Raw genomic sequence first — 14,599 nt, 5'->3', positions numbered from 1 at the left:
TGTCAGTCCTCCGAGGTCGTCAGGCGCTGGCTGATCACCTGGGTGACGCCGGAGCGCATGGTCACGCCGTAGAGGGCGTCGGCGACCTCCATCGTGCGCTTCTGGTGCGTGATGATGAGCAGCTGGCTCTTTTCCCGCAACTGTTCGAAGAGGGTAATCAACCGGCCCAGGTTGACGTCGTCGAGGGCCGCCTCGACCTCGTCCATGATGTAGAAGGGCGAGGGGCGGGCCCGGAAGATCGCGCACAGCATGGCCACCGCGGTCAGCGACCGCTCGCCACCGGAGAGCAGCGACAGCCGCTTGATCTTCTTGCCCGGCGGCCGCGCCTCCACCTCGACGCCGGTGGTCAGCATGTCTTCCGGGTCGGTCAGCACCAACCGGCCCTCGCCACCCGGGAACAGCACCTGGAAGACGGCCTGGAACTCGCGCGCGGTGTCCTCGAAGGCGGACGCGAAGACCTCGAGGATGCGGTCGTCGACATCCTTGACCACGGTCAGCAGGTCTTTGCGGGTCGCCTTGAGGTCTTCCAGCTGGTCGGAGAGGAACTTGAAGCGCTCCTCGAGCGCCGCGAACTCCTCCAGCGCCAGCGGGTTGACCTTGCCCAGCAGCTGCAGGTCGCGCTCGGCCTTGTTGGCCCGTTTCTCACTTGTCGGCCGGTGGAAGGGCGCCGGGTCGGGCACCGGCTTGTCGTCCTTCTCCGCCTGCGCCGTCTCGGCCGCGCTGGGCGGCACCAGCTGCTCGGGGCCGTACTCGTTGATCAGCGTGTCGACGTCGAGCGAGAAGTCCTCGGCCGCCTTCGCCTCCAGTTGCTCGATGCGCATGCGCTGCTCGGCCCGGGCGACCTCGTCGCGGTGCACCTCGTTGGTCAGCCGCTCGAACTCGGACGACAGCCGCTTCGCGTTCGCCCGCACCTCCTGCAGCTGGGCCTCCCGCGCCGTACGCGCCTGGGCCAGCTCGTCGCGCGCCTCGACCGCAGCGGTCAGCGAGACCGCGACCCGGCCCAGCGCACCGCGGGCACCCCGCGCGACCGCGCGGGCGATTTCGGCGCCCCGGGCGCGGGCGGCCCGGCGGGCGGCCGCGCGTTCGCGGGCCTGACGTTCGGCGTTGGCCTGCCGCAGCAGCGAGTCGGCGCGCCCGGCGATCGAGGCGACCCGCTCCTCGGCCGTGCGCACGGCGAGCCGGACCTCCATCTCGTTCTGCCGGGCCTGCGGCACGAGGGCGGCAAGCGTGTCCCGTTCCTCGGTGGAGGGTTCCTCGTCGAGCGGGGTGTCCTCGGCCAGCCGCAGCCGCTCCTCGAGCTCGGCCACCCGCATGAGGTCGGCCTCGCGTGCCGACTCGGCCTTCTGCCGGGCGGCGCCGAGCCGGTCGGTCTCGGCCTTGGCCGACCGGGCGGCCGCGCCCAGCTCGGCGAGCCGGCGGGCGGCCGCGTTGCGCTCACCCTCGGCGGCCCGCTTGGCCTGGGCGGCGACGTTTACCGCCTCCTTGCGGGTGGCCACCTCGGCCCGCGCCTCGGCCAGCTGAGCCTTGAGCTCGCCGATCGACTGCTCGGCCGCGGTCCGCTTGGCCTTGGCCTCGTCGACCGCCGCCTGCACCTCGATGTAGCTGGTCGCCTTGCCCGAACCGCCGGCCGCCGCGAAGGCGCCGAGCACGTCGCCGTCCGGTGTGACCGCGCGGAGCTCGGCGTTGTGCGCGACCAGCCGGGCGGCCGCCGCGAGGTCGGGCACCAGCACGACGTCGCGCAGCGCCCGGTTGAGCGCCGGCCGGATGTTGTCGGGGCAGGAGGTCACGTCGGGCGCCCAGACGGCGCCCTCGGGCAGCACCGGACGCAGTGCGTCCAGCGGTCCCTGCATGCCCGGCGCCGCGGCGCCGGCCACCACCAGGTCGGCCCGCCCGGCGTCGGCGATCTTGAGCGTACGCATCGCCTCGATCGCCTCGTCGACCCCGGTGAGGGCGACCGCGTCGGCCAGCGTGCCCAGCGCGGCCGCCAGGGCCGTCTCGTGACCGGGCTGGACGGTCAGCATCGAGGCGAGGCTGCCGAGCAGGCCGGGCACCTGACCGGCCCGAGCCAGCAGCGCGCCCGCGCCGTCCTTGCGGCGCAGGCCCATCGCGAGGGCCTCCTCGCGCGCCTTCCAGCTCGCCGCGTCCTTCTCGGCCGCCCGCTCGGCGTCCGAGAGCTCGCGGACCACCGCGGCGGCCTGGTCGTGCTCGGCCTGCGCCTCGGCGTGCCGGGCGTCGAGCTCCACATTGTCGCGGTCGGCCTCGGACGACACCTCGGAGACCGCGTCGACCTCGGCCTGAGCGGCCTCGGCCCGCATCATCGCGTCGGTGTGCGCGGCGGCCAGTCGCTCGATCTCTTCGGCGGCACCTTCGGTGCGCGCCCGGGCCGCGTTCACGTTGCCGGTCAGCTTGGCGAGGCCCTCGCGCCGGTCGGCGATCGCTTTCGCGGCCGTACGCAGGGCGCCCTCGGCAGCCGCAAGCTGGCGTTCCAGCTCCTGGCGGCTCTCCACCGCCTCGGCCAGACGCATCTGGTCCTCGGTCAGCGCCTCGCGGAGCTCCTCTTCCTGCTCACGCACCCGTTCCGACTCGGCGACCAGCTGCTCGGGGTCGCGTCCCGGCCGCTCCTCCTCGCCGGTGGCAGCCAGGTGGCGCAGCCGCTCGGTGGCCAGCTGCTCGGTCGACCGGAAGCGTTCCTGCAGCGCGGACAGCTTGTACCAGGTGTCCTGGGCCGCCTGGAGCAGCGGCGCGTCCTCGGCGTGGGCCGCCTCGAGGTCGGCGAGCCAGCGCTGGATCTCGCGGTTTTCCGCCTCGACCTGCTCGCGGCGGTCGCGCATCGCCGACTCGTCGGCGATCTCCTTGTCGAGTGTGGTGCGCAGCGTGTGCAGGTCGTCGGCGAGCAGCCGGAGCCGGGCGTCGCGCAGGTCGGCCTGGATGCCGGCCGCGCGCCGGGCCACCTCGGCCTGCTTGCCGAGCGGCTTGAGCTGGCGGCGGAGCTCGGCGGTCAGGTCGTTCAGCCGGTTGAGGTTGACCTGCATCGCGTCGAGCTTGCGGACCGCCTTTTCCTTGCGCTTGCGGTGCTTGAGGACACCGGCCGCCTCCTCGATGAAGGAGCGGCGGTCTTCCGGCTTGGCGTGCAGCATCGCGTCAAGGCGGCCCTGGCCGACGATGATGTGCATCTCGCGGCCGATGCCGGAGTCGCTCAGCAGGTCCTGGATGTCGAGCAGGCGGCAGGAGTTGCCGTTGATCTCGTATTCGCTCGCTCCGTCGCGGAACATGCGGCGGGTGATCGACACCTCGGTGTACTCGATCGGCAACGCGCCGTCGTTGTTGTCGATCGTGAGGGTCACCTCGGCGCGGCCCAGCGGCGCCCGCCCGGCCGTGCCGGCGAAGATGACGTCCTCCATTTTGCCGCCGCGCAGCGCCTTGGCACCCTGCTCGCCGAGGACCCAGGAGATGGCGTCGACGACGTTGGACTTGCCGGAGCCGTTGGGGCCCACCACACAGGTGATGCCCGGCTCCAGCCGCAGCGTCGTAGCGGAGGCGAAAGACTTGAAGCCCTTCACCGTCAGGCTCTTGAGGTGCACGGATCTCCGGGGGTCGACGGTGAGCGTACTGGGGTGCAGGCTACCCGCAGCCCTGGTCACCTGCGGTACACGCCGCGCTCATCTGGCACGCGACCACCCAGAAAACGGACAAAAAGATGCGCGCCGCCACGGTGTGGAGGCGCGCGATTTCGCGGTGTTGCCGTACCAGGTTGCTTTGGTGCCGAGGGGAGGGACAGGACCGCCGGGTCTCGGCGATCGGGGTGGTGCCCGACTAGATCAGGTCAGCGCCGGTTCGGTCAGCCGCAGAATGTCGTCCGCCTCGGCAGCAGCCGCCGCCAGACGATCATTCTCCGCCCGCAGGCGGGTGATCTCGAACTCCAGAGCCGACACCCTGGACCGCAGTCGGGTGACCTCGTCGAGCAGGCGCCGGTCGGGCGCCGCACCTACGTGGCCGTAGAGGGCCTTCGCCATGGTGACTCCTTGGAAGCATTGCTTCTTTGTGGTGCCGCGTCTTTTGTTCTTGCGTCAACGCCGGGAAACCGGCCGACGCGCGCGCAGCATGCACCCGGACGTCTGGGCTCACGGGCACGCATGAGCACAGAATCATGCACCCTCATAAAGGTTCTTAAAGGTGCAGATCTCTCACACCTAGCTGTAACCGGGCATGAGTGGGCGCGACTGGCGACATCTCCATAGTCCGCCGATATCCACGCTCCGTCAAGCCGTGCGCAGCGCCAGCCTGGCCGAGAAGCAAGTGAATCATGCCACGCAAGCGGGTTTTTACCAGGGCTTATGTTTCGCTTAGCCGGTTTGCCCGACCCGCCGCTGCCTGCCTACCGTGATCTCGGTAAATCTCCTCGGCCTTCGGTGGGCGGGGAGGCAGCGCCCGGACGGACTCGCGCGGATCGTCCGCACCGTAACCCCCTCGGTGCCCGCGACGACGACGTCCGCTCCCGCGCCCGGCACCGGCGCCGCGCTGCTCCCCGCCCGCCGACTCTGCCCGGGCAAACAAGAATCCGGACTTTCTCTGCAAAACAGACGACAAATCGGGCAAAGAACGCTAAATTCTGTCGCCTAGGCGACACGTTCCGTCGGGGTGCCCGCACTGCATCGTTGCAGCCTTCGTGAAATCGACCCCGTCGCGAGAGCGCATCTGCCTGCTCACCGGCGGCGGGTACCCGTACCGGCGGGATGCCCTCAGCGGATGGTGCCGGACCCTCGTCGAAGGGCTGCGCCGGTTCCGCTTCGAGTTGCTGACCGTCACGGACCGGGAACCGCCGTCCGCACCCGCGTACCCGCTGCCGCTGAACGTCGGCTCGGCCCGCGCCGTCGCCATCGGGCGGGAAGCGCGGCGCGCCGAACGCCGGCGCGGAGCCGATGCCGAAGCCGTACAGCGGGCCGCCGGACTCCTCAGCCGGGGCATACTCGGCGGGGCCGAACAGTCCGACGAACTGTTCGCCCAGGGGCTGCGGCAGATCGCCGAGCCCGCGATCCGACACCCGGGAATCGTGGCCGGGCTGCCCCTGGCCGACGCGTTGCAGCAGGCGTGGCGCACCGGGGAGGCCGTCGCCGGGACCGACCAGGTGCCGCTCCCACGGCTCAGCACACGGGACGCGCGTACGGCCGCGACGCTGCTCAAGCACGCACTCGGCGCGCTCTCGGTCGAGGTGCCGGACGCCGACCTGGTGCACTGCGTGGGCGGGACGACGCCGCTGCTCAGCGCGCTCGGCGGACGCTGGCGGTCGGGCCTGCCGCTGCTGCTCACCGAAGCGCGGGCGCCGGTCGCCCGGCACCGACCGGCCGAGGAACGGCTCTCCCCGGCGGTCCGCACGGTGCTGCGCCGGTTCCGGGTCGCGGTCGCCCGCACCGGGTACGCCGAAGCCGGCCTGATCGCCCCGCTGAGCGCCTTCCACCACGGCTGGGCGCTCCAACACGGAGCCCGGGCCGACCGACTGGTGCAGGTGCCGGCCGGGGTGGACCCGTCGGAATACCCCGGTGCCTCCGAACCGGAAACCGAGCCGGCCGTGGTCTGGGCGGGCAGCGGCGGCCCGGACAGCGGGCTCGCCCCGCTGCTGGCCGCCTTCGAACAGGTCGCCTCCGCGGTCCCCGGCACCGTGCTGCACCTGGTCGGGGTCACCGCGGCGCACGAGGACCACTGCGCCGAGCAGATCGAACAGACCGGGCTCGGCCGGGCGGTGCGGCTGCACCCGCTGCCCGCCGACCCGCGCGACCGCTACACCGTCGGGCACGTGGTCGCGCACGTCCCCGGGCCCGGTGATCCGCCGTACCGGCTGATCGAGGCGATGATGTCGGGCCGGGCGATCGTCGGGGTCGACGTCGGACCGGCCGCCGAGACGCTCGGCGACGCCGGGATGCTCGTGCAGCCGGGCGACCCGGCCGAACTCGCGATCGCGATCGTCGACCTGCTGCGGGCCCCGAACCGGCGGCGCGCGCTCGGCGACGCGGCCCGGCGGCGCGCGCTCACCCACTTCACCAACGACCGGGTGGTACGCGTCTACGGCGCGCTCTACGCCGACCTGGCCCCGCCGCCCCCGCCGCCGGTCTTCGAACTGGCGCTCGCCGTGCCCGCCCCGCGCTGCGTACCGCCGGCGACCATGCGCTGGCTGGCCCGAGCCGAGAAGACGAACACACCCGCGATGGCCGGCGGTCCCGTCGAAGGAGACCCCGCATGACGATCACGCCGTCCCGGCCGCGCCGGACGACCACGCCGGTCCGGTCCCGGCGCCGCCGGCCCGCCGAGCCGCGGCACTCCCTCTCCGACCCGCCGATCACCACCGCGCCGCCGCAGCAGGCGCCCCCGCCCGAACCCGACCGGCTGGTCGAGGAACCGACCACCCTGCGGTTCCGCCACGCCGCGCCGGGCAAGGGCAGCCGCCGGGCCCCGGTACGCCGCTACTACCTGGGGTCCGCCCTGCTGCGCTGCGGCCTCTACCTGGGGCCGCTCAGCGTCGCGGTGGCCGCGGCCGGACCGCTGAGCCAGGTCGCCTGGCCGGTCCCGCTGCTCACGCTGCTGCTCGGCTGGACCGCGGCCCAGGCCCTGACCAGCGTCGGCGTGGCGGTCGCCCGCCGCGGTGGGCCGGCCACGGCGGCCCGGCTGATCGGCGGCGGGTTCGCCGCGACCGCCGGCCTCTGGTCGGCGCTCGTCTGGGTCGCCCCGCCCGGTCTGCTCGGGCCGCATCGGGTGCTCGCGCTGGTGATCGGACTGGGCGGGCTGACGTCGCTGGCCACCGTCACGGCGGCGGTGGTCACCCGGGCCGCGGCGGCGATCGTACGGTGGAGCCTGCCCTGCTGGCTGCTGGCCGGCCTCGCCGGGGCCGAGATGGCCGGGGTTGCCCTGCCGATCCCGCTGCCGATCGACACCCTGCTTCCGGCGGCGATCGTGGTCGCCGCGATCCGCGCCTTCCGTCCGCTTTTCCTGCCCGGCACGCCGGGGCGCCGGGTCCGGCCGACGCCGGCCGAGATCAAGCGCGGCGGCGGATACCTGATCATCGGCGCGTCCCAGGCGATCTGCGTGGGCCTGCTCTGGCGGGCCGGGCCGTCCGGGTCGACCATGCCGTTCTGGCTTCCGCTGCTGCTCGCGGTGCCGATCCTGGAGGCGCTGATCGGCTGGCACAGCGATCAGGTCGAGGCCGCGCTGGACGCCACCGAGACCGGGGCCGACTACGGCCGGCAGGTCCGCGGGGTCACGCTGATCACGCTGGCCGGGCTGCTGCCACCGCTGGCCGTGGGATGTGCGCTGGCGGTCGCCGCCTACCGGATGCCGATCGAGCTGGCGGCGCTGCAGGGCACCCGGGCCGGGGTGCTCGAGCTGGCCGGCGGGACGCTGCTCGGCGGCGTCTTCGCGATCACGTTCCTGCTGGCGGCGCGGACCCGGACCGGGGTGGCCGCCACGGTGGCCGCCACGCCGCCGCTCGCCGTGGCCGCCCTGCCCCTGCTGCCGCTGCCCGCGGCCGGCGCCCTGCCCGACGCCGTCACCGTGCTCGCCGCGACCCACGCCGTCGGCCTGATCATCGTCGCCCTCACCGCCACCCGCCGCCAACCCTGAGCCACCCGCCGCCGCCGACAACGCTGAAGTGGAGAACATCGTGAAGACACTGTTCCCCCCGTACGCCCACCCGTCCCCCGAGCTGGAGCTGGACGCCGAGACCTGGATCGTGCGGGAGATGCCCGGCGAGCGCCGCACCCTGCACCAGGCACTCGGTCGCATCGACCTCGACTGGGGCAGCCGCTCCCTGGCCGACGTGCTGGCCGACGTCGAGGCGTGGCGGGACGACGGTGCCGAGGGGCTGTTCCTCGATCGGGCGCCGGCCGGCTCGGGCGGCGTCGGCCCGGTCGCGCTGACCATCCGGCTGGCCGCGCGGCGCGGCCTGCACCGGGTGGTGCTCAACCCGGGCGTGCCGACCCACCCGCTCTACCGGGACCTCGGGGTGCGGATCTGCGTCTTCGAGGGGCCGTGGTCGGCCTATCAGAGCTGGGCCGGGGACGGCGTGCGACCCGGCGACGGGCACATCGTGCACGGCGTGCCGGCCAACCTGCTGACCGCCGCCCGCCGGCTGATGGGCCGCCGGGGCGCCGGCTTCGGTCTGGCCACCGACGCGTCACCGGCGCTCAGCGCGGCCCATGCCGAAAGCTGAGTCTCAGCGGGGCGCCCGCGGCCGGGGCTGGCAGCGCGGGCAGCTGAACGACGAGCGGTTCATGAACTGTTCCCGGCGCATCGCGGTGCCACAGCGGCGGCACGGCTCGCCCTCGCGGCCGTACGCGTTGAGCGCGCGCTCGAAGTAGCCGCTCTCGCCGTTCACGTTGACGTACAGCTCGTCGAAGCTGGTGCCGCCGGCCACGATGGCCTCGCCGAGCACGTCGCGCACGTGGCCGAGCAGGCGGCGTACGGCCGGCCTGGTCATCTGGTCGGTCGGGCGGGCGCCGTGCAGGCTCGCGCGCCACAGTGCCTCGTCGGCGTAGATGTTGCCGACGCCGGAGATCAGCGTCTGGTCGAGCAGGGCCCGCTTGGCCTCGGTGTGCCGGCTGCGCCACCGGTCGACGAACGCGTCGTCGTCGAAGAGCTCGTCCATCGGGTCGCGGGCGATGTGCGCGATCTCGTGCGGGAGTTCGGCGCCGTCCTCGCTGACCGACAGCCCGCCGAACGTGCGCTGGTCGACGAAGCGCAGCTCGGGACCGCCGTCGGTGAAGGTGAAGCGGATCCGCAGGTGCTTCTCGTCCTCGGCCTCGGCCGGCTGCATCAGCAGCTGACCGCTCATCCCGAGATGGCCGATGATCGCGTCGCCGGAGTCGAGCGGCAGCCAGAGATATTTGCCGCGCCGGGACGCGTCCAGGATGGTGCGTCCGGTCAGCATGGCGATGAAATGGGCGTCACCGGGCAGGTGCCGGCGGATCGACCGCGGGTGGTGCACCTCGACCGTCTTGATCGTGCGGCCGGCCACCCACTTGGCCAGGCCCTGCCGCACGGTCTCGACCTCGGGCAGCTCAGGCACTGCTTCTCCCCTTCAGATCGTGTAGGGCCAGCCTCTTAGATGGTGTAGGGCCATACGGCGACCAGGTAGGCGCCGTACCAGAGGCCGAACGTCGCCCAGGCCGTGATCGACAGCACCGCAACCCTCGGACGGGCGCGGCCGGCGGCGATCGCGGCCGGCAGCAGCGTCAACAGTACGGGCACGAGCAGGCGCGGCTTCGAGTGGTAGAAACCGGCCTGGCCGTAGACCAGCACCATGGCCACGACCCCGTAAACCGCGAGCGGCAGCCAGGGCTTCCCGGCCAGCGCGACGAGGGCCGCGACCGCGGCGGCGATCAGGATGAGCGCGACGCTGATCGGGACCCAGCCGTCGCCGTCGGCCAGCGTCTCGCTCACGAACTTGATCGTGCTGGTGCCGTAGTCGAACGAGGTGCCCCAGCCGGCGGCCTGGATGCGGAACCAGGCGGCCGGGTCACCGACCCGGTTGCCGACCCAGACCAGGAACGCCGGCACGCCGGCCAGCGCGACGGCCGCGGCCGCGATCGGGGGCCAGATGCTCGCATCGCGTTCCCGGCGGATGCGGCCGACCTCGATCAGGGCGGCCACGGCCAGCGCGAGTGCGGCAGCGGCGCCGGTCGGGCGGGTCAGCGCGGCGGCCAGCCCCAGCAGGCCGGCCGCCCACCACACCCGGCGATGCGCGGCGACCAGCATCCCGGCCACGAAGGCCAGGAAAACCCCTTCCGAGTACGCCATCGAGAAGACGATCGACACCGGGGCGGTCAGGCAGATCGCGGCCAGCGCATAGCCCGTACGGCGGTTGTAGAGGCTCGTGCCGAGCAGGTAGAGCCCGAGCGCGGCACCGGCCGAGGCGACCCAGCTCACCGCGATCGCGGCCGTCTCCGGGGTCGTCCCGAACACCGCGAACAGCTTGATCAGCATCGGGTAGAGCGGGAAGAACGCCAGCTCGTTGCCCTGCAGCCGGCCGGCCATGTCCTCGGTGTACCCGTGCGGGTAGCCGGTGGTCGCCACCTTGAGGAACCACCCGGCGTCCCACACCAGCAACCGGCCGCGCACGCCGCCCTCGTGGCCGGCCGAGTGGTTGAGCCAGGCCAGCATCACCAGCTGGACGACCCTGGTCAGCACGTAGATGCCGAACGCGACGCCGACACCTCGCCAGGCCCCCGCCGTACGCCAAAGGCTCTCGCCGCCGCCCGCGGCCGGCGCCCTCTCGACGCTCTTTTCCTCGTCGGACAGGGTCACACCGATTCCTCGTCGACCGGCTTCTCCCCGGACGCCTTGCCGTTGGCCGAGGCCTGCCGCTCGCTCAGCGTGCGCCAGGCGGCCGCCGCCGCCCGCTGCTCGGCCTGCTTCTTGCTGCGGCCCTCGGAGCCGCCATAACGCTCGCCGGCCACCACGACCCACGCGGTGAAGGTCTTGGCGTGATCTGGCCCGGAATCCTCGATCACGTAGTCGGGGACGCCGAGCCCGAGCGCCGCCGTCAGCTCCTGCAGGCTGGTCTTCCAGTCGAGGGCGGCACCCCGACCGGCCGACTCGGCCATCAGCGGGTCGAACAGCCGGTGGATCACCTGGCCGGCGATGTCGAGGCCGTGCTCCAGGTAGATCGCGCCGAGCAGCGCCTCCAGCGTGTCGGCCAGAATGCTCGCCTTGTCGCGGCCGCCGGTGGTCTCCTCGCCCTTGCCCAGCAGCAGGTGCGGTCCGAGACCCTGCGGGCCGAGGCCGCGCGCGACGTCGGCCAGCGCGTGCATGTTGACCACGCTCGCCCGCAGCTTGGCCAGCTGGCCCTCGGGCAGGTCGGGGTGGTTGTGGAAGAGCGCCGAGGTGATCACCACGCCGAGCACCGAGTCGCCCAGGAACTCCAGCCGCTCGTTGGTCGGCAGGCCGCCGTTCTCGTAGGCGTACGACCGGTGGGTGAGCGCACGCTCGAGAAGGGCGGGCTCGAACGGCACTCCGAACGCCTCCTCCAGCGGAGCGGTCGGCGGCCGGCGGCGCTTGTCACTCATCATGGGACACCTCGTTGATCATCTGTTCGATGGCCGCCACGGCGGCCCGGCGGTGCAGATCGGCGGCGAGGGCGATGCCCGCCGCCACGTCGGGACTCATCGCGGCGCCGTGACAGACCACGACGGTGCCGTCGACGCCCAGAAGGATGGCGGCACGCGGCACCGCCGGTTCCGGCGGCCCGGGCGGGCCGATTCGGGCGTACGCGGTCTCCAGACCCTTGAGCAGGACATTCCCGGTGAAACCATCCGTCACCACGACGTCGGCGGCCGCGCCCAGCACGACGTCGTTGCCCTCGACCAGGCCCGCGTAGCGCGCGCCGGCCGGGAGGGCGAGGTGGCTCAGGACACGGGGCATCTCACGGCGCAGGCGGTCGCCCTTGCCACGCTCGGTGCCGATGGTGAGAAGGCCCACCCGGGGCTCGACGACCTCGTGGACGATCGCGGCGTAGGCCGCACCGAGGCGGGCGTGGGTGGCCAGGGTCCGCGCGTCCGGGTCGACCGAGGAGCCCACGTCGAGCAGCACGAGGCGACCGGACTCGGTCGGGAGGACCGCGGCGAGCGGCGGACGGCGTACGCCCGGCCAGCGACCCAGGCTCAGGGCGGCCGAGGTGACCGTGGCGCCGGTGTTGCCGGCCGAGACGACGGCGTCGGCGGCGCCCTGGGCGACCGCCAGCACGGCCGCGCGTACGCCGCTCTCGATGTCCGGCTCGTTGCTCAGCGCCAGCGTGGTGACGCGGGCGTGATCGGCCGGGTCGAGGGCAGCAAGAAGCTCGCCGGCCGCATCAGTCGGGCCGACGAGAAGCAGGTGTAGGGCCGGGTCGGCCTGGCAGGCGCGCAGAGCGCCGTCAACCACGACGGCGGGAGCATGGTCCCCGCCGAGGAGGTCGACGGCGATCCGCGCGGTGACCGGCTCCCGATCGGGAGCCGGTGCACCGGTGGTTCGCCAACGCTCAGGTGCGACCCGCCCGAGAGCCGGGCGCGTCACTTAAGCGACGCTCAGACCTCGAGGACTTGACGACCGTTGTACGTGCCGCAGACCGAGCAGGCGGTGTGCGGCAGCTTCGGCGACTTGCACTGCGGGCACGCCTGGGTCACGACCGCGGTCGCTTTCCAGTTCGCCCGACGGGACCGGGTGTTGCTGCGCGACATCTTGCGCTTGGGGACGGCCACGGTACCTACTCCTCGTTGTTCGTGAGATTACGCAAAGCGGCCCAGCGGGGATCGACGTCCTCATGGCTGTGATCGGCCGGAAGGTCGTCGAAATGCACCCCGCACTCGGGGCACAGGCCTGGGCAATCAGGGCGGCAGAGCGGGTTGGCCGGCAGCGTCAGCACCACCGCGTCCCGGACCACCGGTTCCAGGTCGAGCAGGTCGCCCTGCATCCGGCCCACCTCGTCCTCGTCGGTCGTCTCCTCGGTGGTGCTGTCCGCGTAGGCGAACAGTTCCGCGATCGAGACGTCGAAGGACTCGCTGATCTCATTGAGGCAGCGCCCGCACTCACCGGTGAGTGAACCGCGGACGTGCCCACTGACGTAGACCCCCTCGGAGACCGATGTGAGCACGAGATCAAGCTCGAGCTCCGACCCCTCGGGGACCTTGATCAGCTCGAGGCCGAGCTCTTGCGGTGCCGGAACCGCCCGCTTCAGGGCACGCGTCGCACCAGGCTGCCGGGGAAGTTTCGTCGTGTCGACGACCAGCGGCTGCCTGGGATCAAGGTGATTCTGCTGCGGTGTTTTGGGCATCCTGAACTCTCAGCCTCGGGTTGGCCGACAGGCAAGGCTACCTGAGCTGCCGGGCGACCGTCGAATCGGCCCTGTCCCCTTGAAAAGGCTCGGCCCTGTCCCCTTAAAAGGGCAGCGGGCCCCTTAAAAGGGCAGCGGGCGCTCGTCCTCGCCCTGGAAGGTGCCGATCTCGCGGAGCGCGTGCATCTTGTCGCGGCCACGCTCGATCGAGGCGAGCGCCCGAGTGAGGAACTGCTCGAAGTTGGCCAGGGCGGTGTCGACGTAGTCGTCGACCTCCTCGCGCAGCCGCTGGGCCTCGGTGCGGGCCTCGGCGATGATGCGGGCACCCTCGTGCTCGGCGCTCACCGTGATCTCGTTGACTGAGACCAGCCGGGCGTGCTCGGCCTCACCCTCGCTGATGATGCGATCGGCCTCACGGCGGCCGGCCTCGATGATGCGGTCGCGCTCGTCGAGCACCGCGGCCGCCTTGCGCAGCTCGGACGGCAGCTCGGAGCGCAGGACGTCGAGATGCTCGACCATGTCGGCCCGATCGAACATGAAGTTCGTCCGCGACATCGGAACGGAGCGCGCTTCCTGGACGAGTTCGATGATCTCGTCGATGCGGTCGAGCGGATCCACCGGTGCCTCACTCCTGTCCATCCCACCCACGCTGCGTGGCTGCGTGGTGCGATCACGTTACTGCCTACCGGCCATCACGGCCGGGCGCGGTCCGGCGCGCCGGGATCCTAGTTCTGCGTCAGCCGGGCGATCAGCCGCTCGCCGACGAAGTCGGGCACGTACGCCGAGGCGTCACCACCCCACTTGACCACGTCTTTGACCAGGCTGGAGGAGAGGAAGGAATAGAGCGGATTGGTGGGCATGAACAACGTCTCCACGCCGGACAGCCCGATGTTCATCTGCGCCATCTGCAACTCGTAGTCGAAGTCGCTGACCGCGCGCAGTCCCTTGATCACGACCGCGGCGCCCTGGGCCCGGCAGAAGTCGACCAGGAGCCCGTGAAAGGACATCACCCGGACGTTCCCGTAGCCGGCGGTCGCCTCGGTCAGCATCTCGAGACGCTCCTCGATGCTGAACAGCCCGGTTTTCGACTGGTTGATCAGTACGCCGATGATCACTTCGTCGAAGAGCCGGCTGGCCCGCCCGACGATGTCGAGGTGGCCGTTGGTGACCGGATCGAAGGAGCCGGGACACACCGCTCGTCTCATGATCGGCGACCGTACCAAAGAGTAGTTTCGCCGTACCGGCGACTGCGCTCGGCAGTGATGCCGTCCACCCAGGTCAGCGCGCCGCCCCGGGTCGCCCGCTCGACGATCACCACGGCGTCCGGGGCGAGCCAGCCGCCGGCGAGGAGCATCTCCTGCATCTCGGTCAGTTCGGCGCCGGTCACCGCGTAGGGCGGGTCGGCGAAGACCACGTCGAAGGGGCCGCCCTCCGGCGGCGCGGCCACGACCTGCGCGACCTTGCCGGTCACCAGGCGGGCGGCGGCGCCGACGCGCAGGGAGACGATGTTGTCGCGAATGACCCGGGCGGCCCGGGCGTCGGACTCGACAAGGAGGGCGTACGCGGCGCCGCGCGAGATCGCCTCCAGGCCGATCGCGCCCGACCCGGCGAAGAGGTCGGCGACCCGCGCGTCGGTCAGGTCGGTCATCGACTCCAGGGCACTGAAAAATGCCTCACGGACACGGTCCGAAGTGGGCCGGGTCGTGGCGCCGGCCGGGGCGGCGAGACGCCGTCCGCCGTGCGCACCGGCAATGATTCTGGTCAATGCGCTCCACCGTCGACGTCGTACCGCACGAGGCGACGTTA

At 72.2% G+C, this 14,599-nt stretch carries 14 protein-coding genes; 3 read left to right on the top strand and 11 right to left on the bottom strand.

The window, feature by feature from the left end; all coding sequences use genetic code 11:
- Positions 1 to 2: 2 nt before the first annotated feature.
- Together smc and ACIA5C_RS14840 are read right to left on the bottom strand one after the other, a co-directional pair.
- Positions 3 to 3,581 (bottom strand): chromosome segregation protein SMC, encoded by a 3,579-nt coding sequence (gene smc, locus ACIA5C_RS14845; RefSeq protein ID WP_396054634.1) that lies wholly within the window; start codon positions 3,579 to 3,581, stop codon positions 3 to 5.
- 237 nt (positions 3,582 to 3,818) lie between these two features.
- Complete coding sequence (locus tag ACIA5C_RS14840) at positions 3,819 to 4,013, bottom strand: hypothetical protein (RefSeq protein WP_364107337.1); 195 nt, start codon at positions 4,011 to 4,013, stop codon at positions 3,819 to 3,821.
- Between the two features lie 653 nt (positions 4,014 to 4,666).
- On the opposite strand from ACIA5C_RS14840, the gene ACIA5C_RS14835 reads away from it, so the two are divergent.
- From ACIA5C_RS14835 to ACIA5C_RS14825, 3 genes are read left to right on the top strand one after another with little or no spacing between them, the layout of a single operon-like run.
- Positions 4,667 to 6,235, top strand: a complete 1,569-nt coding sequence (locus ACIA5C_RS14835) for a DUF3492 domain-containing protein (RefSeq protein ID WP_396054631.1) — start codon at positions 4,667 to 4,669, stop codon at positions 6,233 to 6,235.
- Complete coding sequence (locus tag ACIA5C_RS14830; RefSeq protein ID WP_396054629.1) at positions 6,232 to 7,608, top strand: hypothetical protein; 1,377 nt, start codon at positions 6,232 to 6,234, stop codon at positions 7,606 to 7,608. Before ACIA5C_RS14835 ends, ACIA5C_RS14830 begins: the two co-directional genes overlap by 4 nt.
- 40 nt (positions 7,609 to 7,648) lie before the next feature.
- Positions 7,649 to 8,197 (top strand): spherulation-specific family 4 protein, encoded by a 549-nt coding sequence (locus tag ACIA5C_RS14825; protein WP_396054627.1) that lies wholly within the window; start codon positions 7,649 to 7,651, stop codon positions 8,195 to 8,197.
- A 3-nt stretch (positions 8,198 to 8,200) separates the two neighbouring features.
- Here ACIA5C_RS14825 and mutM read toward each other — a convergent pair whose 3' ends face one another.
- From mutM to rsmD, 9 genes are all read right to left on the bottom strand, one after another.
- Positions 8,201 to 9,052 carry a bifunctional DNA-formamidopyrimidine glycosylase/DNA-(apurinic or apyrimidinic site) lyase gene (gene mutM, locus ACIA5C_RS14820; protein WP_396054625.1) on the bottom strand — a complete coding sequence of 284 codons (852 nt, stop codon included), beginning with the start codon at positions 9,050 to 9,052 and terminating at the stop codon, positions 8,201 to 8,203.
- A gap of 35 nt (positions 9,053 to 9,087) precedes the next feature.
- A complete protein-coding gene (locus tag ACIA5C_RS14815) occupies positions 9,088 to 10,290 on the bottom strand; it encodes a hypothetical protein (RefSeq protein ID WP_396054623.1) in 1,203 nt (400 codons plus the stop codon).
- The gene (rnc, locus tag ACIA5C_RS14810) at positions 10,287 to 11,054 is read right to left on the bottom strand and encodes a ribonuclease III (RefSeq protein WP_396054621.1); all 768 of its coding nucleotides are present in this window, start codon (positions 11,052 to 11,054) and stop codon (positions 10,287 to 10,289) included. The genes ACIA5C_RS14815 and rnc overlap by 4 nt, the downstream gene beginning before the upstream one ends.
- Positions 11,044 to 11,946, bottom strand: a complete 903-nt coding sequence (locus ACIA5C_RS14805; protein ID WP_396055597.1) for a phosphate acyltransferase PlsX — start codon at positions 11,944 to 11,946, stop codon at positions 11,044 to 11,046. The genes rnc and ACIA5C_RS14805 overlap by 11 nt, the downstream gene beginning before the upstream one ends.
- Positions 11,947 to 12,047: 101 nt before the next feature.
- Positions 12,048 to 12,221 carry a 50S ribosomal protein L32 gene (rpmF, locus tag ACIA5C_RS14800; protein WP_364107323.1) on the bottom strand — a complete coding sequence of 58 codons (174 nt, stop codon included), beginning with the start codon at positions 12,219 to 12,221 and terminating at the stop codon, positions 12,048 to 12,050.
- A gap of 5 nt (positions 12,222 to 12,226) precedes the next feature.
- Positions 12,227 to 12,793 carry a YceD family protein gene (locus tag ACIA5C_RS14795; RefSeq protein WP_396054618.1) on the bottom strand — a complete coding sequence of 189 codons (567 nt, stop codon included), beginning with the start codon at positions 12,791 to 12,793 and terminating at the stop codon, positions 12,227 to 12,229.
- Between the two features lie 123 nt (positions 12,794 to 12,916).
- Positions 12,917 to 13,411, bottom strand: coding sequence for a hypothetical protein (locus ACIA5C_RS14790; RefSeq protein ID WP_396055595.1), 495 nt, complete (start codon positions 13,409 to 13,411; stop codon positions 12,917 to 12,919).
- 107 nt (positions 13,412 to 13,518) lie between these two features.
- Positions 13,519 to 13,998 (bottom strand): pantetheine-phosphate adenylyltransferase, encoded by a 480-nt coding sequence (gene coaD, locus ACIA5C_RS14785; RefSeq protein ID WP_396054616.1) that lies wholly within the window; start codon positions 13,996 to 13,998, stop codon positions 13,519 to 13,521.
- The gene (gene rsmD / locus ACIA5C_RS14780; RefSeq protein WP_396054614.1) at positions 13,995 to 14,558 is read right to left on the bottom strand and encodes a 16S rRNA (guanine(966)-N(2))-methyltransferase RsmD; all 564 of its coding nucleotides are present in this window, start codon (positions 14,556 to 14,558) and stop codon (positions 13,995 to 13,997) included. Before rsmD ends, coaD begins: the two co-directional genes overlap by 4 nt.
- Positions 14,559 to 14,599 lie beyond the last annotated feature (41 nt).

Source organism: Actinoplanes sp. NPDC051343 (assembly GCF_044455125.1).
In the GTDB taxonomy this organism is placed as follows: Bacteria; Actinomycetota; Actinomycetes; order Mycobacteriales; family Micromonosporaceae; genus Actinoplanes.
This window is presented reverse-complemented; position numbering and strand designations above follow the sequence as displayed.

Excerpts from the sequence above, each read along its gene's own strand:
- ACIA5C_RS14840 (WP_364107337.1), bottom strand. The coding sequence starts at position 4,013 with ATGGCGAAGGCCCTCTACGGCCACGTAGGTGCGGCGCCCGACCGGCGC.
- ACIA5C_RS14830 (WP_396054629.1), top strand. The coding sequence starts at position 6,232 with ATGACGATCACGCCGTCCCGGCCGCGCCGGACGACCACGCCGGTCCGG.
- rnc (WP_396054621.1), bottom strand. The coding sequence starts at position 11,054 with ATGATGAGTGACAAGCGCCGCCGGCCGCCGACCGCTCCGCTGGAGGAG.
- ACIA5C_RS14795 (WP_396054618.1), bottom strand. The coding sequence starts at position 12,793 with ATGCCCAAAACACCGCAGCAGAATCACCTTGATCCCAGGCAGCCGCTG.
- coaD (WP_396054616.1), bottom strand. The coding sequence starts at position 13,998 with ATGAGACGAGCGGTGTGTCCCGGCTCCTTCGATCCGGTCACCAACGGC.